The sequence below is a fragment of the Rhizobium gallicum bv. gallicum R602sp genome, assembly GCF_000816845.1.
GTDB classification, from domain to species: domain Bacteria; phylum Pseudomonadota; class Alphaproteobacteria; order Rhizobiales; family Rhizobiaceae; genus Rhizobium; species Rhizobium gallicum.
The window spans coordinates 2,444,761-2,466,951 of record NZ_CP006880.1; the positions used below are offsets into that span (position 1 = coordinate 2,444,761).

Here is a 22,191-nt window from a genome sequence, read left to right on the forward strand (position 1 = left end):
GTTCTGAATGATGTGCTGCCTCACCAGTTTGCCAAAGACTTCTCAAACTGCTTGCGATCGTATTTTTGACCTTGCCCCGCCCCGACAGATGTGATCGATTTTCCGGCGCTGCTGGAGGGCGGCGAATTTCTAATCACATGAGCAAAAACTGCGACGGAAGATCATCATGCCTCAGCTTCTCGACGACGCCTCATCGGGCGGCCTGTTTGTCGGCCGCGTCTGGAATCCGCAGGCAGCCGGTCCGGCGGTTGTCACAATCCGCGACGGAGAAATAGTCGACATAACGTCCAGGCAAGTGCCGACATTGAGCGCGCTTCTGGAGAAAGCCGACCCGGCAGGTTTCGTGCGCGAAGCGGATGGCAAACGGCTTGCTTCACTCGAAACAGTGGCAGCAAACAGCACCGGCCGGCCGGATGCTGGCAGGCCTTATCTCTTGGCGCCAGCAGACCTTCAGGCCGTGAAGGCCTGCGGCGTGACCTTTGCCCAATCGATGATCGAACGCGTCATTGAGGAAAAAGCTGCCGGCAATCCGGATCGCGCAGCCTCGATCCGGAGCCTCGTTGGCACACTGATCGGCGGCAGCCTCGCCAACATCAAAGCAGGCTCTCCGGAAGCGGCAAAGGTAAAGCAGGCGTTGATTGACGAAGGCATGTGGTCGCAATATCTCGAAGTCGGCATCGGCCCGGATGCCGAGGTCTTTACCAAGTCGCCGGTTCTTTCCTCCGTCGGCTGGGGTGCCGATGTTGGCCTGCATCCGATTTCGACCTGGAACAATCCGGAACCGGAAATCGTGCTTGCGGTCAACAGCCGCGGCGAAATCAAGGGCGCGACCCTCGGCAACGACGTCAATCTGCGCGATGTCGAAGGCCGCTCGGCGCTGCTGCTCGGCAAGGCGAAGGACAACAACGCCTCCTGCTCCATCGGTCCTTTCGTTCGCCTGTTCGACGCCACGTACGACCTCGACGAGGTCCGAAAGGCCGAACTTGACCTGAAAGTCACCGGCCAGGACGGCTTCGTTCTCAACGGAAAGAGCTCAATGTCGAAGATCAGCCGCGACCCGACCGATCTCGTCCGGCAGACCTGCGGGGCTCATCATCAGTATCCGGATGGCTTCATGCTGTTCCTCGGCACGCTGTTTGCCCCGACGCAGGACCGCGACACCCCCAACCAGGGCTTTACGCACAAGGTCGGGGATGTGGTCGAGATCTCCTCATCTGGGCTCGGCACGCTTGTCAATACCGTTCGCCTTTCCACCGAATGCCCCCCATGGACGTTCGGCATTTCGGCTTTGATGGCAAACCTCGCCGCCCGCGGGCTGCTTCACGCCTGACATCGCTTCCGTCCAGTTCGGCCGCCTGGATCTGCGGCAATTGGCCCCCTGCATTTGTGCACTGCAGCAATCATCCCTATATGTATCCTCGGCGCCTTTGTTGGCTCAAGGAGAAGCATGTGTCCTTTCGAGATTCACCAGACGAACGCCTTGTCGAGATCGCAGCATTCGGACCCAATCCCGGCGCGCTCAAGGCTTGGCTGTTCCTCCCGACACATATGGATACGCGAACCCCGCTCGTCGTAGCACTTCATGGCTGCACCCAGACTGCTAAAGGATACGCGCTGGGTTCTGGATGGTCGCAGCTCGCTGAGCGGCGGGGATTTGCGGTTCTCTATCCCGAACAACAGCACTCGAACAACCCGAACCTCTGTTTCAATTGGTTTGAACCCGGGGATGCACGACGCGGTGCGGGCGAAGCCGCATCCATCAGCCAAATGGTCGCACATGTCGTTCAGTCACAGGGCATCGATCCCAACCGGGTTTTCGTGACGGGCCTTTCAGCAGGTGGCGCCATGGCGAACGCGATGCTGTCGACCTATCCTGAGATGTTCGCCGGCGGCGCGATCATCGCGGGTCTTCCCTATGGCGCGGCCGCCAATGTTGCAGAAGCGTTCGCACAAATGCAGGGGCGAAATCCGTCGAGCGCCCCGAAGCTGCGGTCCGCGTTGAGGCGTGCCGGACATCACGCAGGTCCGTGGCCGACTGTATCCGTGTGGCATGGAACGCATGATCAAACAGTGCGACCGAGGAATGCAGATCAGATCGTGGATCAGTGGAGCGCCGTTCACACGACACGTAAAGAGCCGGATCGCACGGAAGTGTCTAATGGGCACCAGCACAAGGTCTGGTTCGATGCCGACGGGCGAACGGTCATCGAAACCTATTCCATCAAAGGCATGGCGCATGGCCTTCCGCTTGCAACCCACGGCGGCTCCTCGTTCGGCCGACCGGGGCCCTACATGCTTGAGGCGGGCATTTCGTCAACCGCACGCATTGCGCGCAGTTGGGGCCTCGCTTCTGATTCCGATGTCGAAGCAACAGAGTTCGCCGCTGCCGAGGGATCTGGCGATCGGAAATTGGCTGGCGCGAGCAAGCGACAAAGCCCTCAACCGGAGCCCGGCGACAGTCGGGTTGGCAAAATCATCAATGACGCGCTACGCGCAGCCGGGCTGCTTCGCTAACCTCCTGCCGGCAGTCCAGCAACGGCTCTTGCCTTGGCGATAGTCGCCACTTGCCGCCGATCCATCGGTTCCTCGAAACCGATGCAGCAAGCCTAAGCTTTGCGCCCCATCTGGCGGTCACCGCGGTGGCAGCCGGCAAAAAAATTGGCGCGGCAACATCCGGCAGGCGACGTAGGTTCGGCGATTTTCCCTTCCCGCTTGGCCTGCGCGTATAAAAATATCACGCAAGTCAAATCCTGCCGATCGCCTGCAACAGCGGGCAAATGCCGGGCAGGAACTACTGGTTGCGCCGGATTCCCTGCATAAGATCCAGCACGGAGTTGGCCGCGTCGAGCACATGCGTGCCGGGGCCGAAAACGGCAGACACACCGTGATCAGCCAGAAACTGATAGTCCTGGCGCGGGATGACGCCGCCACAAATGACGATGACATCTCCGCCCCCCTTTGCTTTCAGGATATCGACGAGCTGCGGCAGCAACGTCTTGTGGCCGGCGGCAAGCGACGACACACCGATGACGTTGACGTTTTCGCCGATTGCCATTTGTGCCGCCTCTTCCGGCGTCTGGAAAAGCGGACCGGCAAGCACGTCAAAACCGATATCGCCGAACGCCGATGCGATCACCTTGGCGCCGCGGTCATGGCCGTCCTGGCCAAGTTTGGCAACCATGATCTTCGGCCTGCGGCCGAGCGCCGCGCTGACGTCCGACATCCGGCTCTTCAAGACCGCAAGCTCCGGCTCGTCGCGATAGGCTTCGCCATAGACATCCTTGATGACCTTTGGCGTCGCGGCGTGATCGCCGAAGGCTTTCCGCATGGCATCGGAGATCTCGCCCACGGTGGCGCGCGCACGGGCCGCTTCGACGGCCGCAGCCAAGAGATTGCCTTTTCCACTGCGAGCGACATCGACAAGCGACGCGAGCGTTTGGGCGACCTCGGCGCTGTCGCGCCGGCGCTTCGTCTCTTCGATCCGCTTGATCTGTGCGGCTCTTACGGCGCTGTTGTCGATTTCCAGGATGTCGATCGGCTCTTCGTTTTCGAGGCGGTACTTGTTAACGCCAACGATAACCTCATCGCCCTTGTCCACCGCAGCTTGCCGCCGCGCGGCGGCTTCCTCGATCAACCGCTTCGGCAGGCCTTCGTTGACTGCGCGTGTCATGCCGCCAAGTGCCTCGACCTCCTCGATCAGAGCCCATGCCTTGTCTGCCAGTTCCTGCGTCAGGCTCTCGACATAATAGGAGCCGGCGAGCGGGTCGACGACCCTGGTGACACCTGTCTCATGGCTCAGGATGAGTTGCGTGTTGCGGGCGATGCGCGCGGAAAATTCCGTCGGTAGCGCGATCGCCTCGTCGAAAGAATTGGTGTGCAGCGACTGCGTGCCACCCAGCACCGCCGACATCGCTTCAAAGGCAGTGCGGATGATATTGTTATAGGGATCCTGCTCGGCCAGCGACACACCCGAGGTCTGGCAATGGGTGCGCAGCATCAACGAGGACGATTTCTTCGGCGAAAACTCCTCCATGATCCGCGCCCAGAGCAGCCGGGCGGCGCGCAGCTTCGCCGCCTCCATGAAGAAGTTCATGCCGATCCCGAAGAAGAAGGAAAGACGTCCGGCAAAGTCGTCGACATTAAGACCTTTGGCGATTGCGGCGCGCACATATTCGCGGCCATCAGCCAGCGTGAAGGCAAGCTCCTGAACCAGTGTCGCACCCGCCTCCTGCATGTGGTAGCCGGATATCGAGATCGAATTGAACTTCGGCATTTCCTTCGCCGTATATTCGATGATGTCGGCAACGATCCGCATCGAAGGTTCGGGCGGATAGATATAGGTGTTGCGGACCATGAACTCCTTGAGAATGTCATTCTGTATGGTGCCGGAAAGCTCGCCCCTTGCGCAGCCCTGCTCCTCGCCTGCGACGATGAAAGAGGCAAGGATCGGAATGACCGCGCCGTTCATGGTCATCGACACGGACATCTCGTTTAACGGAATGCCGTCAAAGAGGATCTTCATGTCTTCGACCGAGTCGATTGCCACACCGGCCTTGCCGACGTCACCCTCGACGCGCGGATGGTCGCTGTCATAGCCGCGATGGGTGGCGAGATCGAAGGCGACGGAGAGGCCCTTCTGGCCGGCGGCGAGATTGCGACGGTAAAAGGCGTTGGATTCCTCGGCCGTCGAAAAACCGGCATACTGGCGGATTGTCCAGGGCCTGCCGGCATACATCGTCGCACGCGGACCCCGGACGAATGGTGCAAATCCCGGAAGGGAGTCGAGATGCCCCGCCCTTTCGATATCGGCGGCCGTGTAAAGCGGCTTGACGTCGATGCCTTCCGGGGTGTGCCAGGTCAGCGTCTCAGGCGGAGCGCGCAGCTCCTTCTCCGCCAATGCCGCCCAGTCCGCGGTCGTCTTCTTGGCCATGTTTTCCTCCGGCATTTCCTTTTGGCCGCACGCTATCACTCCAACCGCATACGGCGCGATAGGGCCTTCGGATAATTTACGCAGGAAACTGGCGATTTCCATGTCCAGCGTGGCGCCTATCACGTCCGTCTCGGCCGCCAGCGCAGGAGGTAGGATTCAAGCGCATAGGCGAGACGGTTGAGCGAGAAGCCGACCAGGCCGAGGACGAACACGCCGACCATGACAAGAGCCATGTCGAAACGCTCGCGGCCGGCGATGACCAGGCCGCCGATGCCCGGGCCGACGGCGAGGAAGTACTCAGCGCCCACCGTCGCAAGCCAGGAGTAGATCAGCCCGAGATGCACGCCGGTGGCAATCGACGGCATGGCCGACGGCAGATGGATGCGCAAGATACGTTGGCGGGTCGTGAATTTCAGCGCCCGGCCGACTTCAATGAGATCGGCGGGAGCGCTGCGCATTCCTTCATAGGTGTTGAGCACAATCGGGATGAAGGCGGCAAGTGCCACGAAGACGATCTTCGCCTGCTCGCCGAAGCCGAACCAGACGGAGATGAGCGGGATCCAGGCTAGCAGCGAAATCTGCTTCATGCCGTTGAAGGTGGGTGAGATCAGCCGGTCGGCGGGACGCGAGAGCGCAAGCAGCGTTGCCAACGCGATGCCTAGGACGGTGCCGATCCAGAAACCGGCGATATTGCGCATCAAAGAAAAGCCGAGTTCGGCAAAGAGGCCGTTGTCGAAAATCTCACGCTTGGCCGTCAGCGCCACATCTTTAAGAGAAGGCAGGAACCGCGGGTCGGCAAGGCCAGTGCGGGCCGATACCTCCCATGCAGCAAGAAGAAGGACCGGCAGTGTGACGCCGCGGCGGAAGCGGGCGGAGAGTGCCACGGTCATGTCATATCTCCTGACGTTTCCAGCGCTGGATCAGCATTTCGGTGCGATCCAAGCCCTTGTCCATGGCAAAGCCGACGAGGCCGATGACAATCATGGCGACGATGACCGTATCGAGCCAGAACATCTGCCGGCCCCAGACGAGCAGATAGCCAAGTCCTTCGGACGAAGCGAGCAGTTCGACCCCGACTAGCGAGGTCCAGGAATGGGTTAGACCGTAGCGGACGCCCGTAAAGATCGAGGGGACGGCGCCCGGGAGCACGATCAGCCGCAATCTTTGCCAGCGGCCGAAACACAGCGCTTCGCCGACCTCGACGTATTTTGGCAGTACGCCACGGATGCCCGAACATGTATTCAGCGTCATCGGCACGAGCGCTCCCTTGGCGATGATGATGATCTTCAGCGTTTCGCCGATGCCGACAAAAAGCATCAGCAACGGGATCCAGCCGAGCGTCGGGATTTGCGCAAAGGCAAGGAAGAGCGGCTTCACATAGTCTTCGATTTTCTGCGACAGGCCGATCGCGATACCGAGGCAAAGCCCGGCCAGGGAACCGATTGCAAAGCCGATCATGACACGGCGAAGGCTGACGCCGGCGTGAAAGAGTAGTTCGCCACTTGCGATCATGTCGCGCGCCGTCTCATAGACGATGAAAGGCGGCGGCAGGATTTGTTCTGCAAGCCAGCCCTTTGCCGAGGCCACCCACCAGAAGCCGAGAAGCGCGGCAGGCAGGACCAGACCGGCGACGCCGAAGACGACGCGGCTTCGCCGTCGTCGCGCCATGCGAATGCCGGCATCGCCGGCGGCCTCGAAGAATGCAGCCATGCCCGTCTCCGTTTGCGTCAGCTCACGATGCGTGAGGTTTTCCATCTGCGCCGTAAGATTGCCAGAAATCCTTGAGGCCGAGCCGTTCGATCGCACTGTTCAAGTATTTCGGCTCGAACCAGCCGTTGAGATCGACATCGCGGCGGATGAGACCGAACTCCTTGCCCTTTACCGCCTGCTCCTTGTACTGCGACACCAGCAGGTCATCGATGAGCGGTGAGTTGCGGTAAGCCAGCGTGTCGTTGCTGAAATATTCCTCCAGGATCGGAACCGGCGTGCCGGATTTGTGCCAGAGTTCGAAAAGCGCGGGACGATTTGGCTCGTCGGACGACCATTTCGCCGCCTTGACGAAGGCATCGACGACGCGCTGCGTGATTTCCGGATGCGCCTCGATGAAGGCTTGGCGGCCGATCACGCCGGCATTGCGACCAAAGCGCGGATCATCGCCCTTGGTCGTGTAGATGATGTCGGCTGCACCCTTGGCCGCCAGGTTGATGAGCTGCGTGTCGCCAAAGGCTGCGTCGATGTCCTTGCTCGTCAGCGCAGCGACCGTTCCGGCACTGTCGAGATTGACGACCTGCACGTCGCGCTCATTCAGTCCGTGAGCCGCAAGCACCTTGATGGCGGCAAGATGACCGTTCGTGCCGCGCTGCAGGGCGATCTTGCGTCCCTTCAGGTCCTCGATCCTCTTGATGCCGGAGGCTTTTGCGGCAGCAAGATAGAGTGGCTTGCGCGCACCGCTTGCCAGCAGGTACTTGGTCTTCAAGCCGGTTGCCCGCCCGATCAGCGAGGGCAGGTCGCCCTGGTAGGCGAAATCGAGCTGGTCGTTGGCAAAGCCCTCATTGACCGCCGGGCCGGCGCCCTTGAAGAATGTCCATTCGATCTTGATGTTCGGATCGTTTGCGAACTCCTTCTCCAGGTATTCACCAGCACGCGCCGTAGCCGCCGATGTGCCCTCCGAGTAAGGCCGGTTATCGACGCCGATTGCCGCATAGCCGACGTGAATGACGATCGGTTCCTCAGCTAGCGCATCAGTGAAGAGGCCAAGTGCAAGCGCAATGCCTGCGGCAAGGGATGCAAGTTTCATGATTTCTCTCCGTTTCGACAGATTTAGCCGGCAGCGGCAATGGCTGAACGCAGTCCAGCCACCTTGCGGGCCTTCGAGGGAACACCGGGGCTCTGCTGTGGGCCAGCCTTCGTCGTGGTGCCGAGGCTTTCGAGCACGCGGTTGCGGATTTTAGAAAGTGCTGCCGAGGTCCGGTCGCGCGGCCGCGGCAGATCGACAGGCACAATCTCGCGGATGCGGCCGGGACGTGGCGACATCACGACGACGCGGTCGCCGAGATAGGCCGCCTCCTCCACATCATGGGTGACGAGGATCATGGTGATGCGCTCGCTCGCCCAGATGTCCTGAAGCTCGTCCTGCAGCCGCGTCTTGGTGATCGCGTCGAGTGCGCCAAAGGGCTCATCGAGGAAAAGCACGTTCGGCCGGTTGACAAGCCCGCGGGCAATGCCTGCGCGCTGGGCCATGCCGCCCGACAGCTGGTGCGGATAGGCATCGGCGAAGGCCGACAGGCCGACCAGCTCCAGATGCTCCTCGACGAGACGCTTCTTTTCGGCCTTGCCAAGGCCGGCGTTCTCAAGCCCGAGCGCAACATTGCGGCCGACGGTCAGCCAGGGAAACAGCCGTGGCTCCTGGAAGACGATGCCGCGGTCGAGGCTGGGACCGGTTACTCTTTTTCCGGCATGGGCGATCGAGCCGTCGTAGGCCGTATCGAGTCCGGCGCCAAGGCGCAGCAGCGTCGATTTTCCGCAGCCGCTGGCGCCGACGATCGTCACGAATTCACCCTCTGCGACATCGAGGCTGATATCGTCGAGTGCGGTGAGCTTGCTGCCGTTCACCTGGAAATCGCGGGTGACGCTGCGGATTTCGATATGGGTCGAACTGGTCATGTTGTTTGCCCCTTATTCGGCAGCGATCTGGGCGCGGGCCGGATGGTGCGGCACGCCGAGCCCGAGATTTTCACGAAGCGTCCGGCCTTCGTAGTCGCTGCGGAAAAGGCCGCGGCGGCGAAGCTCCGGCAGAACATGCTCGATGAAATCGTAAAGGCCGACCGGCAGATGCGGCGGCATGATGTTGAAGCCGTCGGCAGCACCCGTCGTGAACCACTCCTCCATCTTGTCGGCAATCTGCACCGGCGTTCCGACGACCTGGTAATGACCGCGGGCGCCGGCGATGCGAAGATAAAGGTCGCGGATGGTGAGGTTCTCGCGGCGCGCAAGATCGAGCAGCAATTTCTGGCGGCTCTTGCTGCTGTTGGTTTCGGGAAGCTCCGGCACTGGGCCGTCCAGCGGGTATTGCGACAGATCGATCGAGCCTGCCATGCCAGCGAGCATCGACAGCCCGACGGCCGGGTGGATGAGGTTCTGGATCTGTTGAAACTTGTCCTGCGCCTCCTGCTCGGTACGCCCGACGACTGGGAAGATGCCGGGCATGACCTTCAGATCGTCGCGGTTGCGGTCGTATTTTGCGAGCCTGCCCTTGAGGTCCGCATAGAAGGCGCGCGCATCCTCGGTCGTTTGGTGGGCGGTGAAGACCACGTCCGCGGTGCGGGCGGCAAGTTCCTGGCCGGGCTCGGAGGAACCTGCCTGAACCAGCACCGGATGTCCCTGTGGCGCACGGGCAACGTTCAGCGGCCCGCGGACTTTGAAATGCTTGCCCTTGTGATTGAGGATATGCTGCTTGTCGGGGTCGAAATAGATGCCGCTTCCCTTGTCGCGAGGAAAGGCATCTTCCTCCCAGGTATCCCAAAGGCCGCGAACCACGTCGGCGAATTCCTCGGCTCGTTCGTAGCGCTCGGCATGGGCATAGTGCTCGTCGCGACCGAAATTATGGGCCTCATGTTCACTCGACGAAGTAACGAGGTTCCAGCCAGCCCGACCGCCGCTGATGTGATCGAGGGAGGCGAATTTGCGGGCAATATGATAAGGCTCGTTGTAGGACGTGGAGGCGGTTGCCACAAAACCGATATTCGTGGTTACGGCGGAAAGTGCCGAAAGAAGGGTGATCGGTTCGAACTGCGCGACGTAGCGGATGGCGGTACGGCTCAGCGCTTCGATGTCCGTGCCGCGGGTACCGACACCATCCGCCATGAAGATGAGATCGAATTTTGCAGCTTCGGCAGCCCGCGCAAGCGCAACATAATGGGCGAAGTTGGAGCCGGCATCGGCTTGTGCGTCCGGGTGGCGCCAGGCAGCAACATGGTGGCCCGTCGGATAGAGAAAGGCTCCAAGTTTGAGCTCTCGGCGAATGTCGGTCATGTTGCTCTCCTCGGCAATGGCGATCCGGAAAGCCTAACAACAATGACTATAATCCATAGAAATAGTATTCTATTACGGTTTGATCCGGGAAATTAAATCTCTAGGGCTTTCACACCGGGGCGGGAAAGCATTGCGGTCGAGATTGGGGGTGGCCGGATCAGACGGCCTTGTGCCTCGGGATGCGCGGCAGGAAAATCGTGAGCAGGCCGAGCAGCGGCAAATACGAGCAGATCCGGTAGACGAACTCGATGCCGTGACTGTCGGCGAAATCGCCGAGGAAGGCAGCGCCCAGTCCCCCCGCCCCGAAGGCGAAGCCGAAGAAGACGCCGGCGATCAGGCCGACACGACCCGGCACGAGTTCCTGCGCGAAGACGACGATCGCCGAGAACGCAGAGGCAAAGACAAGGCCGATCACGACACTGAGGATTCCAGTCCAGAAGAGGTTTGCATAAGGCAGCAGCAACGCGAAGGGAATAACCCCAAGGATCGAGAACCAGATTACGAAACGGGAGCCGAAGCGATCGCCGATCGGCCCGCCGAGGAAGGTGCCGACAGCGACCGAACCGAGGAAGAGGAACAGCATCAGTTGGGCCTGCTGCACATCGAGCTGGAATCTGTCGATGACATAGAATGTGAAGTAGCTCGACACGCTCGCCATGTAGACATTCTTCGTCGCCGTCAGCAAGACGAGAATGATGAGCGCAACGATCACCTTGTTCTGCGGCAATGGCAGCGCACGACTCACCGCAGGCTTTCCGGCATTCTGCCGGCGGTGGCTCATGAACCAGTTGCCGACCCAGCCGAGCACGACGATGCCGATCATCGCGATGGCGGAGAGCCAGGAGACGCTGTGCTGGCCGAGCGGCAGCACCACGAAGGCGGCAATCAGCGGCCCAATGGCCTGGCCGGCATTGCCGCCGACCTGGAAGAAGGATTGCGCAAAACCGTGACGGCCGCCGGAGGCAAGACGCGCAACGCGCGACGATTCCGGATGAAAGACGGCCGAACCAAAACCGATGAGGCTCGCAGCCACCAGCAACAATTCGAAACTTGCGGCATTGCCGAGCAGGATCAGGCCACAGAAGGTGCTGGCCATGCCGACCGGCAGGGAGTAAGGCATCGGCCAGCGGTCGGTGACGATCCCCACAAAGGGCTGCAACAGGGAAGCCGTGACCTGGAACGTCATCGTCAGAAGTCCGATCTGCACGAAATCGAGATCGTAGTTTGCCTTGAAGAGCGGATAAAGCGAGGAAAGCAGCGACTGCATGATGTCGTTCAGCATATGGCAGAAGCTGACAGCCACGAGGATCGACATCGTCGTCTTCTCAAAACGCGGGGAAGTCTCGCTCAATACGGCCATAGGCATTTCTCCCGCGGACCGCTGCGCGGGCCGCCGATTACTTCTTCATAAGATGAATCCGGCGACTGGAGCCTTGGGGAAGCTCCCGGCGCCGCAAGCAGAGCATTTACCGCAACTTGCGCGTCAGTTACAGCCCAGTTTTCCCAAGTTTGGTACGCCGATGCTTTAATTTCGCTGGAACGCCTGTATTGCTGCATGAATGATTCCGCCACAAGAAAGTACCAATTGAATTTTCCTATGTGCTCATACACTATCATTCTGCCCGAAATGCCGCCTCGCAAGGGCGCCCCGTCAACACAGTCCATGGAACCCAAAAATGAACGCAAAAGCTCCTAATGCAATCGACGTCTACGTGGGCTCGCGCGTGAGGATGCGAAGACTGCTGTTGGGGTTCAGCCAGGAGCGGCTGGCCGACCAGATCGGCGTTACCTTTCAACAGGTGCAGAAATACGAGAAGGGCATGAACCGCATCGGCGCAAGCCGGCTGCAAAAGATTGCCGAAGTGCTTGCCGTACCGCCGAGCTTCTTCTTCCAGCAGGACGCCGCGCAGCCGCTGAGCCTCGACGGACTGGAGCCCTCCGAAAATTTCGACCCGGTCGGAGAATTCCTGCGTTCGAAGGAAGGGCTGGCGCTTAATCGCGCTTTCTTGAAGATCACCGACCCAACCGTGCGTGAAAAGGTCCTTTCCCTCGTCAAGGCGATGGCCCAGGCCGGAGAGCGCCGGGATATGACTGTCGATCCGGCAAATTCTGAGACGAGCGCTGCGCTCGACGCTTGAGGAAAAACCGCTGCCGGGAGAACCGCAACGCTCCCCGGCCGGGCCCTGCCGGAGCCGTGGGAGCGTTCTTTATTCGCAGTGCTCAGCCTAGATGAGCTTCTCCAGCGTGATCGGCAACGAACGGATGCGCTTGCCGGTTGCGTGAAAGACCGCGTTGGCGATCGCAGGTGCCACCCCGACGATTGGCAATTCGCCAACAGCCTTGCCGCCGAGCACCGAGGCACGGTAATCGGGGATGCCGACGGAAATCACCTGAAGATCGGGCACATCCGAATTGGTCGGCACGAGATAGTCGGCCAGATTGTTGTTGATCACGCGGGCATATCGTTCGTCGACAATACCTTCCTCCAGCAACGCCTGGCCAATGCCCATGATGATGCCGCCGCGCCACTGGCTTTCGGCGAGCTTCGGGTTGTAGAGCCTTCCCGAATCGAGCGCGGAAACCATGCGCGAGACGCGGACCGTGCCGAAATCCTCGTCGACGCGAACCTCGACAAAATGCGCACACCAGCTATGGAGCGAATAGCCGCCTTCAGTCGGCGCCTTCATCGTCATCATCGTCGTAAAGTTGTCGTAGCGGTCCTTTCCATCCCGTTTGTCTTCCGGCAGCGTGTCACGCAGCGTCTCGACCTTCTCACGGCCGATCTGCCGCATGAAGTCTGCAATCGCAACGCCTTCACCTTCTCCCCTCGGCGGCAGGATCCGGCCCTCGGAGATCGTGAGCGTATTGGCCTGCGCGTCCCGGAACGGCGAATTCACATCGTTGAGAGCAAGCCCGATCAACTCGTCGCGCGCGGCAAGGGCGGCCTTATGAACGGCACCCGTCATCAGGTTTGCAAGCTGCGAGCCGCCAGCGACGGGCGCTCGCGGCAAGGCCGAGTCGCCGAGCTTGACGTGGATCTTCTCGACGGGGATGCCAAGGACTTCAGCAGCAGTCTGGGCCATGATGGTATAGGTCCCCTGGCCCATGTCGATGCTGCTGCTTGCAATCTCCGCCGTACCATCGGCAAGGATTCGCACGAGTGCCTCACCGGGCGTGCGGCGTACCGGATAGGTGCCTGCCGCCACACCCCAGCCGATCAGCGCGTTGCCGTCCCGCATGGAACACGGCTTTGGCGAGCGCTTCGACCAGCCGAAGGCTTCGCCACCCACGGCAAAGGCTTCGCGCAGTTGTCTCGTCGACCAAGGGATCTTGGCATGCGGGTCTTGCTCGGCATAGTTCAGCAAACGGATCTCGACGGGGTCGATGCCGACGGCATAGGCGAGTTCATCGATTGCCGACTCAAGACCCCATGCACTGGGATTTTCGCCGGGAGCACGAAGCGCGCCGGGCAGAACCGTATGCACAGGCACGATGTTCTGCCTCGAGCTGAAGTTCGGCACGTCATACATGATCGAGGTGACGGCACCGAGCGGCTCGACGGCCGCACCCGTCATCGCCGTTTCATTAGCACCGCGCTGAACGATCGAGAGCAGCTTTCCTTCCTTCGTTGCGCCGAGCGCCAGCGTTTGCCGGGTGGCAGGGCGGCCGCCGAAGGCAGTGAATGTCTGCGCGCGGGTGACCGCGAGCTTGACGGGACGGCCGAGCCTCCTTGCGGCCATGATCGCAACTGCCGCGTGCGGCAACGAGAGTGCCTTGGAACCGAAACCGCCGCCGATATAGGGCGAGATGATCCGCACATTCTCGAAGGGCAATTCGAACCACTCGGCATAGCTGCGCGCCATGCCATCCACCCATTGGCTCGGTTCCCAAAGCGTCAGCACATCGCCGTCCCATTTGGCGATTAGCCCGTGGGGTTCGATCGGCACGTTGTATTCACGCGGTGTCCTATACTCAGCTTCGATCCGAACAGCAGCTTCAGCCAGCGCCTGTTCGGCGTTACCCCACTCAATCGTCATTTGCTCGACCGCAATACCCTCCCCGGCCCCTGGATCATCGAAGCCGAAGATGGCCGGCTTCTCGACGTAGCTCACCTTGATCGACGCCGCGGCAGCGGTCGCCTGTTCGAGCGTTTCGGCGAACACGGCTGCAACATGCTGCCCATTGAAGGTAATCTCGTTGGTCAGCGCGAGATAAGGACCTTCAGGACCGGGCGTGCCGGCCCAGGTGGTTGCCGATTTCAGCTCCATGATGTTGTCCGGGGTCAGCACGAGCAGCACGCCAGGCGATGCCTCAGCTGCAGAAATGTCCATCGAGCTGATTGTGCCTGCCGCAATCGTGCTCTGGACCATCACGCCGTGAACGACGCCGTCGATTTGATTTTCGAGCGCGTAGTTTGCCTTGCCGGTGATCTTTGCCGGTCCATCCAAGCGCGACAGGCGGCCTCCGAGCACGCCATCTGCTGCATCACCGCGTTTGATATTCGGTTCCATGACGGTCATAGCAGACCTCCCAATCTTTCTATGGCGCGAGCAACGACACGTGGCGCCAGGTCGATCTTGTACCGGTTGGCGCCATGGTCGATGGCGCCCTCAATGGCAAGCACGCTTGCTTTTGCGATCGCCGCCGGTTCGACGGTCTTGCCGACCAAGGCGCGTTCGACCGCGCGGGCGCGCCACGGTTTTGTCGCAACGCCTCCGAGCGCAACACGAAGGTCGCGGATCGTTTTACCATCCTCTTCCAGCTCGAGGCCGACAGCAGCGCTGGCGGCAGCAAATTCGTAGGATTGCCGGTCGCGGACCTTGAGATAAATCGATCTTCGGGCTGCTTGCGAGGCGGGGATGAAAATGGCGGTGATGAGTTCACCGCGTTCAATTTTATGCTCCAGGTGCGGCGTGTTGCCCGGAGTCAGAAAGAAGTCGTCGACAGCAATCTGCCGCGCGCCCAGATGGATCACCGCGTCGAACGCGACGAGAGCCACCGCGAGATCGCCGGGATTGACGGCGATGCAGTGCTCGCTGGTGCCGAGCACGGCGTGGTTGCGGGTCATTCCGCCGATCGCCGAACATCCCGAACCCGGCTCGCGCTTGTTGCAGGCCTTGAAGACCGCCGGGTCGCGGAAATACGGACAGCGGGTGCGCTGCAGGAGGTTGCCACCAATCGTCGCCATGTTGCGAAGCTGGGCGGATGCCGCCAGCGACAGCGATTGCGAGATCGCAGGGAACGCTTCTCTTATGACGCGATGCTCGGCGACCTCGCTCATCTTGGCAAGTGCGCCGATCGTAACGCCTGTCTCGTTGGACGAGATTGCGTCCAGTCCGGAAAGAAATGTGATATCGACGACCGTTTCCGGCGCGGCAATGCCGCATTTGGCAAGATCGAGCAGGGTGGTGCCGCCTGCAATGACCATCGCGCCTTGCCGGGCAGCCGCCTCACGGGCTTGATCGGCCGACGATGCGCGCAAATAGGAAAACTCTTTCATCGCGCCATCTCCGCAGCTTTGCGCACCGCCGCGACGATGCTGTTATGGGCCCCGCACCGACAGAGATTGCCGGACATATATTCACGGATCTCGCCATCGCAGCCCGTATGACCCTCGCGAATGCAGGCAACCGCCGACATGATCTGGCCCGGCGTGCAATAGCCGCACTGGAAAGCATCATGCTCAAGAAACGCCGCCTGCACCGGATGAAGGGTGCCGTCTGCCGCGGCGAGGCCTTCGATTGTCGTGACTTGCCGCCCCTCGGCCTGGGCCGCAAGCGTGAGACAGGCAAGCACGCGCCTGCCGTCGATATGGACGGTGCAAGCGCCGCACTGCCCGTGGTCGCAGCCTTTCTTCGTGCCGGTCAGCGCCAGATGTTCACGCAATGCATCGAGCAGCGTCACGCGTGGATCGACAGCAAGCGCGTGCGATGCACCGTTGATATCAAGCCTGAGGTTGATTGTCCGGGTCATGGTGTTCTCCTGCCTCGACGGAGGAATTTTGCGCCGTCATTCAAAATAGCCGGGTCTTGAATTGCAAAGCGCCTGCGCCAGCTAAAATCTGGTTTCGGTCTCTGCGGGATCTGCTTTCACCTCGTGGCGCCTGCGCAATTGAGACATGACATTCCGCCTCTTTCTGCGATAACAGGTGCAAGGCCCTCAGGTTAAACGGAGGCGCCTCCGATTAAACTAGCGGCTTGCGCGGCAGCGTCAAGTCCTCATCCGCAGGAGAGGCTTTTGGCCGGAAAGGCAATAGCCGGAAGCGAGACGAAGCCCGAAAGACGCATGCGTGCCGATGCGTTGCGCAACCGCGACAGGCTCATAGCTGTTGCCGCCGAGGTCTTCGCCGATCAAGGCGTCGAAGGTTCGCTGGAGGAGGTCGCCCGGTGCGCCGGCGTCGGTATCGGAACGCTCTACCGTCACTTTCCGACGCGCGAACATCTGGTCGAAGTTGTCTATCGGCGGGAACTGCAGAATTTGGCGACGGCTGCGAGCGATCTGGCGGCAACGCATCCGGCAGACCAGGCCCTTGAAGAATGGATGCACCGCTTCGTCAACTACATTGCCGCCAAGCGCGGTATGGCACAAAGCCTGCGCATTTTGCTGAATTGCAACTCGGAGCTCTTTGCCGAAAGCGCCGGCATCATCTCCGGGGCTCTTCGACAGTTAATGGACAACGCTGCCGCAAAGGGCATGATCCGCAGCGACGTGGAGAGCACCGACCTCTTGCATGCGCTTTCCAGCATCTATTCGATGCCCGACTCACCGGAATGGCGCGAACGCTCGCGCAGGCTGATCCGCCTGTTGATGGATGGACTTAAATGGGGTGTAAAAATGGGGCCGGCCGATTAGGTCGGAAGCGATTCGGCTAAGTGGGTCAGAACGGGTGGCAAGGCGACCTTTTGCATCGCTGAACGATGCTGTGGGTAGCGCTGATCCTCGATTGCATTGGGCCGATTTTGGAGCGACGATTGACCTGGACGGTGCCTAAAATGCACGGGACAGACCCTGAAGACTTGAATGAATCAGAGCTGATCGCATCGTTGATCGGCTGCACTTTCTGCATCAGCAAAAGACAACGCACGCCCTGCTCGAATTGGCGATCGGCGAACGCGTGGTGTTCGAAGACGATTACGGCCAGCAGCGGACCGCGATTGCAATGAGCGCCACCGCGGAGTTTTGACAGCGATCAAAATTTTGGGTAGAAATGTTTAAAAAGGTAGAAATATCGGAGCTGTCATGTCGCTCAATATCAAAAACCCCGCCACAGTCGCTCTCGTTGACGAGCTTGCGCGGCGGCAAGGTATCAGCAAGACCGCAGCCATTCATCAGGCTTTGACGGAGCGTCTACATCGCATGGGATACGGCGATGTGGCGCAGGAGCGTCTGCTCACCGAGATACAGGCGATCCGTGGGCGAGTGGCGCGATTGCCCGAACTCGACAGCCGAAGCGATGAAGAAATCATCGGCTACGATAAGCATGGAATTCCGAACTGATGGTGATCGATACCTCTGCGATTGTCGCAATACTGCGCAGTGAACCAGAGGCCGCAACGCTCGAGAGAACGGTCATCGCCAACCCTATTCGCTTGGTCCCCGCGACATGTGTTCTTGAGACGCGTATGGCATTGGTCAGCCGGCGCGGCGAACACGCACTTGCCGAGATCGATCTGTGGCTCGCCAGAATCGAGGCCGACATCGTTCCGGTCGACGCCGATCTGGTGGATCTGGCGACACAGGCCTGGCTTACTTACGGCAAAGGCCGCCATCCGGCGGCATTGAATTTTGCCGATTGTTTTTCCTACGCTTTGGCAAAGCGTGCGGACGAACCGCTTCTCTTCATCGGCGAGGACTTTTCGCGCACCGATATCGAGGCGGCATAACGATGGCTGGCGACCCGCGCATTTGCAGGATGTCACCGATGGTGCCCGTGGCTATGTCGAGGCGGCGAACTCTGCCAATCCCGACGTGCGCCTATGCCGCCGACTGGAAACCGCGACCGCCACTCTTCCACGCCCCGGCAGAAGGAAGCCATTCATCCGCAAGACCTGGTCGCCATGCTGGAGACGCTGGATCGTGGCACGCTGCCGGGCTTGCGCGACCGCGCCATGCCGCTCGTCGGTTTTGCCGGAGCCTGCGCCGCTCCGAAATCATCAGGCCCAACCTCGGGCGCGACCAGACCGAGGACGGGCGCGGCTGGTTCATTGAAATCGGAAGCAAAAGCGACAGCCACCTTATCTGCCCGCGTACCCGATTCGGCTGGTGCAGAACCTTGGCGCTTTCCAGCTAATGCGCTGATATGATTTGTTTCCAGTTCATTACTGAAGTTAAAGAGAGGTTAATTTCCGCAAGCCATGCTTCGGTGACGCGCGTAACTATGGCGCGACAAAGCCCGTAAAGAAGGCGCTTAACGGCCTGTTAAGCCAGCGGCCTTGCAAGAAAATGAGAATCGGCGCTAAATGCGCTTTCATTGGCCTCACGGCGTTAAAATCGCATTTTCGAGATTTCCATGAATATGGCACCTACAATTGGTAAAGCAATTTCTGATGTCGATCAGCTGATCATCGGCCAGGCACAGGAACTGTCCGACAAGTTGAAGCAGCATCGCCTGGAAATGTTTCCGCCCCGTGCGATGAAAAGCCTGCGCGAATTCCAGCTTGCCGAGGTGGCGCGCTTCCTTGGGGTCACCAGCGGCTATCTTCGCAATCTTTCGCTGGAGGGCAAGGGGCCTCTGCCGCAGGTGACGCCATCCGGGCGCAGATCCTATACCGCCAGGCAGATGGATGAAATGCGCCTGTTCTTGGATCAGAATGCCCGAGGCAGCACGCGTTACGTCCCGCACCGCACGGGCAATGAACACCTGCAGGTCATCGCCGTCGTAAACTTCAAGGGCGGCAGCGGCAAAACCACGAGTGCTGCCCATCTCGCTCAGCACCTGGCGCTGACCGGCCACCGCGTTCTTGCCGTCGACCTCGACCCGCAGGCCTCGCTTTCGGCGATCCACGGCTTCCAGCCGGAATTCGACGTCGACGAAAACGAGACGCTTTATGCGGCAATTCGTTACGACGACGAGCGGCGACCGCTTAAGGAGATCATTCGCAAGACCAATTTTCCCAATCTCGACCTGGTTCCAGGCAATCTCGAATTGATGGAATTCGAGCATGATACGCCGCGCGTGCTTGCCCAGGGCAAAGCGAGCGACTACGGCCGCATCTTCTTTGCCCGCCTTGACGAGGCGCTGTCTTCCGTCGCCGACGACTATGATGTCGTCGTCATCGACTGCCCTCCCCAGCTCGGCTTCCTGACGATGAGCGCCATCTGCAGCGCAACCGCCGTGCTCATCACCGTTCATCCGCAAATGCTCGATGTGATGTCCATGTGCCAGTTCCTGCAGATGCTGGGCGAGGTTCTGAACACGCTGAAAGGCGCCGGCGGCAACATGAATCTCGACTGGTTGCGCTATCTCGTGACGCGCTACGACCCGCAGGATGGGCCACAGACGCAGATGGTCGCCTTCATGCGCTCGATGTTCCGCAATCACGTGCTCACGAATCCCATGCTGCGAAGCGTGGCGATTTCGGATGCTGCCATGACGAACCAGACCCTCTACGAGGTGGAGCGCAATCAATTTACCCGCGCGACCTATGACCGTGCGATGGAGGCCATGAGCGCCGTAAATGGCGAAATCGCCGAGCTCATCCATAAGGCATGGGGGCGCAGATGACGGCGCACCGATTGACCGCAACCAACCGTTCAACCGCCAGGAGGAGAAAGAATGGCACGTAAGAATATCCTCTCGGGGCTGATGGACGATTCAAAGAAGTTTACTGCCGTAAACAGCGAGCCCGTAAACGACCCCGATAAGCAGCAGATCAACTTCAAGGGAATTGGCGCCCTCGGTGCCGTTACCCGTAGTATCGATGCCCTTGCCGCAAGAGCTGACGCTGCGCGCGAGATCGAAGAAAAGCTCGCCCATGGCGAAACCGTGATTGATCTCGACACCGCACTCATTGAAGATTCCTTCGTCAGCGATCGCCTCGGGCACAATGATGAGCAGTTTCAGGAATTGGTGGAAGCCATCCGCCTGCGAGGGCAGGATTCACCCATTCTTGTCCGCCCGCATCCCGAAAAGGATGGGAAGTACCAGATCGCCTTCGGCCATCGCCGCGCGCGCGCTGCCAAGGAACTTGGGCGGCCGGTTCGCGCCGTCGTCAAGAAGCTTGCCGATCGTGATCATGTAATTGCCCAGGGACAGGAAAACTCCGCACGGGCCGATCTCTCCTTCATCGAGCGGACGATGTTTGCCGACAAACTCGACAAGCTCGGCTTCGATCGCGAGACGATCATGGCAGCGCTCAACGCTGACAAGACGACCATCTCCAAGATGCTGTCCGTCACCCGGCGCATTCCGGCCGAGATTCTTTCGGCAATTGGCGCAGCCCGGGCAACCGGCCGCGACCGTTGGCATGACCTTTCGGCGAAATTCGAAGAAAACAACGCTGCCGAGCGGGCGATGCTGTTTATCGAAACGCCAGCCTTCGAAGCTGCCGAGCCGGATGCCCGGTTCGACATGCTCGCCTCATTCCTCAGCAAGAGACCGGCATCGGCCGTCCAGACCGCAACATCGTCTTCGGCCGTGACCCAGTGGCAGCACAGGGACGGTTCCGTCAAGGCGAAGATCAAGGATGACGGCAAGCAATTCACCATCGCGCTGAGGGCAGGGAAGGCGTCGGCCTTCGGCACCTATATCGCGGATAATCTCGATCGTCTCTACGAGGCGTTCGAGGCAGGACGACAGGAAAGAACGGAGATCAATAGCAAAAGAAAAGGCCCCCGAACGTTGCCGTAGCGGAAGCCCTCTCTGATCTAGACACCCAGAGAATCACATTTCCGCACAACATAGTCAAGAGTCTCCGGCACCTATTTTCGGTGAGCTGATATCTTTTGCCTTGAAGAAGGCGAAGAAAATGGAAAGCGGAAGTGTGACGACGCCCTTTGGGCGGCGGCCGATGACACTTGGCATGCTCGCAAGTCAGGTCACCAGCCAAAAAATTGAGCCAGGCGCCTCAATCGATAAATGGAAAATCTATCGTGCGCTTTGTGAAGCCAAGCCTCTGCTCGATATATCCGACAGAGCACTCACGGTATTGAACGCGCTTTTGAGCTTCTACCCGAAAGGCGAGCTTGCTGCAGACGACAGCCTCGTCGTCTTTCCCTCCAACACCCAGCTCTCGCTTCGCTGCCATGGCATGGCCGAGCAGACGATCCGGCGGCATATGGCCGTCCTCGTCGCTGCCGGCCTCGTGATCCGCAAGGACAGCCCCAACGGAAAGCGTTACGCTCGCAAGAGCCGCAATGGCGAGATCCGCGAGGCTTTTGGCTTCTCGCTCGCCCCTCTGCTCGCGCGCGCCTGCGAAATCGAACGCCTTGCCGCGAAAGTCTCTGCCGACCGCCTCTACATCCAAACGCTCAAGGAACGTCTCACGCTCACCCGCCGCGACATATCAAAGCTTGTCCACGCAGCGATCAGCGAAGAGCTTCCCGGAGACTGGCAAGCGATCAACGGACGCTTTCACGATATCCTGGACCAATTGCCGCGCGGAGCTGGTGCCCACGCGGTAGCATCCACCTTGGATCTCCTCGACGCATTGCGTAATGAAATCGTCAAGCGACTGGAAATACAAATTAAAACGGAAAATTTGAGCGCCAATGGCTCACAAAATGAGCGGCACATACAGATTACAGAATCCGAATCTTATCTTGATTCTGAAGTCGCTGTTGAAGCTGGAACCCCTGAGTTGACTGCAGTAAACTCGCCCATGATCGATCCGGCAATCGACGGTGACGCTGAACGGCCTCAACCTCAGGCAAGAACCAACACCGCATCCACGATATTTCCGCTCTCCCTTGTCCTGCAGGCATGCCCGGAAGTGCGCAGCTATGGTCCTGCCGGAACTGTCAGAACCTGGCAGGAGCTCATTGCCGCCGGCGCTGTCGTCAGTTCAATGCTACAAATCAGTCCCTCAGCATACAAGGACGCCTGCAGGATCATGGGTCCGCAAGCTGCCTCAGTCGTGCTCGCCTGCATTTTCGAACGGTCAGGGACGATCAACTCAGCCGGCGGTTATTTGCGCGGCCTCACGCGGCGCGCCCAACGCGGTGAGTTTGCCATCGGATCGATGTTAATGGCGCTCGCAAGGACCCGGGGACCTCATGACGCCCATCATTGA

The 22,191-nt window shown here is 60.1% G+C and carries 19 protein-coding genes and 1 pseudogene; 10 read left to right on the forward strand and 10 right to left on the reverse strand.

The window, feature by feature from the left end:
- Positions 1-163: 163 nt before the first annotated feature.
- Positions 164-1,330, forward strand: coding sequence for a fumarylacetoacetate hydrolase family protein (locus RGR602_RS34695; RefSeq protein ID WP_170250243.1), 1,167 nt, complete (start codon positions 164-166; stop codon positions 1,328-1,330).
- Between the two features lie 119 nt (positions 1,331-1,449).
- A complete protein-coding gene (locus RGR602_RS34700; protein ID WP_223844108.1) occupies positions 1,450-2,514 on the forward strand; it encodes an extracellular catalytic domain type 1 short-chain-length polyhydroxyalkanoate depolymerase in 1,065 nt (354 codons plus the stop codon).
- Positions 2,515-2,791: 277 nt separating this feature from the next.
- Here RGR602_RS34700 and scpA read toward each other — a convergent pair whose 3' ends face one another.
- From scpA to RGR602_RS34735, 7 genes are all read right to left on the reverse strand, one after another.
- Positions 2,792-4,930 carry a methylmalonyl-CoA mutase gene (gene scpA / locus RGR602_RS34705; protein WP_040116758.1) on the reverse strand — a complete coding sequence of 713 codons (2,139 nt, stop codon included), beginning with the start codon at positions 4,928-4,930 and terminating at the stop codon, positions 2,792-2,794.
- A 119-nt stretch (positions 4,931-5,049) separates the two neighbouring features.
- Complete coding sequence (locus tag RGR602_RS34710) at positions 5,050-5,820, reverse strand: ABC transporter permease (protein WP_040116386.1); 771 nt, start codon at positions 5,818-5,820, stop codon at positions 5,050-5,052.
- Between the two features lies 1 nt (position 5,821).
- Positions 5,822-6,640: an ABC transporter permease gene (locus RGR602_RS34715; RefSeq protein ID WP_040116759.1), complete on the reverse strand. Its 819-nt coding sequence runs from the start codon at positions 6,638-6,640 to the stop codon at positions 5,822-5,824.
- A 22-nt stretch (positions 6,641-6,662) separates the two neighbouring features.
- Positions 6,663-7,727, reverse strand: coding sequence for an ABC transporter substrate-binding protein (locus RGR602_RS34720; protein ID WP_040116387.1), 1,065 nt, complete (start codon positions 7,725-7,727; stop codon positions 6,663-6,665).
- Positions 7,728-7,750: 23 nt separating this feature from the next.
- Entirely contained in the window at positions 7,751-8,593 is an 843-nt protein-coding gene (locus RGR602_RS34725; protein ID WP_052451908.1) for an ABC transporter ATP-binding protein, read from the reverse strand.
- Positions 8,594-8,605: 12 nt separating this feature from the next.
- Entirely contained in the window at positions 8,606-9,961 is a 1,356-nt protein-coding gene (locus RGR602_RS34730; RefSeq protein ID WP_040116388.1) for an LLM class flavin-dependent oxidoreductase, read from the reverse strand.
- A 157-nt stretch (positions 9,962-10,118) separates the two neighbouring features.
- The gene (locus RGR602_RS34735) at positions 10,119-11,321 is read right to left on the reverse strand and encodes an MFS transporter (protein ID WP_040116389.1); all 1,203 of its coding nucleotides are present in this window, start codon (positions 11,319-11,321) and stop codon (positions 10,119-10,121) included.
- A gap of 316 nt (positions 11,322-11,637) precedes the next feature.
- On the opposite strand from RGR602_RS34735, the gene RGR602_RS34740 reads away from it, so the two are divergent.
- Positions 11,638-12,099: a helix-turn-helix domain-containing protein gene (locus tag RGR602_RS34740; protein ID WP_040116390.1), complete on the forward strand. Its 462-nt coding sequence runs from the start codon at positions 11,638-11,640 to the stop codon at positions 12,097-12,099.
- Between the two features lie 87 nt (positions 12,100-12,186).
- Here the strand turns inward: RGR602_RS34740 and RGR602_RS34745 are convergent, their stop codons facing one another.
- From RGR602_RS34745 to RGR602_RS34755, 3 genes are read right to left on the reverse strand one after another with little or no spacing between them, the layout of a single operon-like run.
- Positions 12,187-14,481 carry a xanthine dehydrogenase family protein molybdopterin-binding subunit gene (locus RGR602_RS34745; RefSeq protein ID WP_040116391.1) on the reverse strand — a complete coding sequence of 765 codons (2,295 nt, stop codon included), beginning with the start codon at positions 14,479-14,481 and terminating at the stop codon, positions 12,187-12,189.
- Positions 14,478-15,461 carry an FAD binding domain-containing protein gene (locus RGR602_RS34750; RefSeq protein ID WP_040116392.1) on the reverse strand — a complete coding sequence of 328 codons (984 nt, stop codon included), beginning with the start codon at positions 15,459-15,461 and terminating at the stop codon, positions 14,478-14,480. Before RGR602_RS34750 ends, RGR602_RS34745 begins: the two co-directional genes overlap by 4 nt.
- Complete coding sequence (locus RGR602_RS34755; RefSeq protein WP_040116393.1) at positions 15,458-15,934, reverse strand: (2Fe-2S)-binding protein; 477 nt, start codon at positions 15,932-15,934, stop codon at positions 15,458-15,460. Before RGR602_RS34755 ends, RGR602_RS34750 begins: the two co-directional genes overlap by 4 nt.
- A 312-nt stretch (positions 15,935-16,246) precedes the next feature.
- Between RGR602_RS34755 and RGR602_RS34760 the strand changes: the two genes are divergently transcribed.
- The 7 genes and pseudogenes from RGR602_RS34760 (at position 16,247) to repC (ending at position 22,191) form a co-directional block, all read left to right on the forward strand.
- Complete coding sequence (locus tag RGR602_RS34760) at positions 16,247-16,813, forward strand: TetR/AcrR family transcriptional regulator (protein WP_052451944.1); 567 nt, start codon at positions 16,247-16,249, stop codon at positions 16,811-16,813.
- A gap of 387 nt (positions 16,814-17,200) precedes the next feature.
- Positions 17,201-17,458 carry a type II toxin-antitoxin system VapB family antitoxin gene (locus RGR602_RS34765; RefSeq protein WP_040116395.1) on the forward strand — a complete coding sequence of 86 codons (258 nt, stop codon included), beginning with the start codon at positions 17,201-17,203 and terminating at the stop codon, positions 17,456-17,458.
- Positions 17,458-17,844 (forward strand): type II toxin-antitoxin system VapC family toxin, encoded by a 387-nt coding sequence (locus tag RGR602_RS34770; RefSeq protein ID WP_040116396.1) that lies wholly within the window; start codon positions 17,458-17,460, stop codon positions 17,842-17,844. The genes RGR602_RS34765 and RGR602_RS34770 overlap by 1 nt, the downstream gene beginning before the upstream one ends.
- A gap of 105 nt (positions 17,845-17,949) precedes the next feature.
- A pseudogene (locus RGR602_RS39105) lies at positions 17,950-18,224 on the forward strand (integrase); the annotation flags it as partial.
- 246 nt (positions 18,225-18,470) lie between these two features.
- Positions 18,471-19,685, forward strand: a complete 1,215-nt coding sequence (gene repA, locus RGR602_RS34780; RefSeq protein ID WP_040116398.1) for a plasmid partitioning protein RepA — start codon at positions 18,471-18,473, stop codon at positions 19,683-19,685.
- Between the two features lie 51 nt (positions 19,686-19,736).
- A complete protein-coding gene (gene repB, locus RGR602_RS34785; RefSeq protein WP_052451909.1) occupies positions 19,737-20,810 on the forward strand; it encodes a plasmid partitioning protein RepB in 1,074 nt (357 codons plus the stop codon).
- Positions 20,811-20,928: 118 nt separating this feature from the next.
- Positions 20,929-22,191, forward strand: coding sequence for a plasmid replication protein RepC (repC, locus tag RGR602_RS34790; RefSeq protein ID WP_040116399.1), 1,263 nt, complete (start codon positions 20,929-20,931; stop codon positions 22,189-22,191).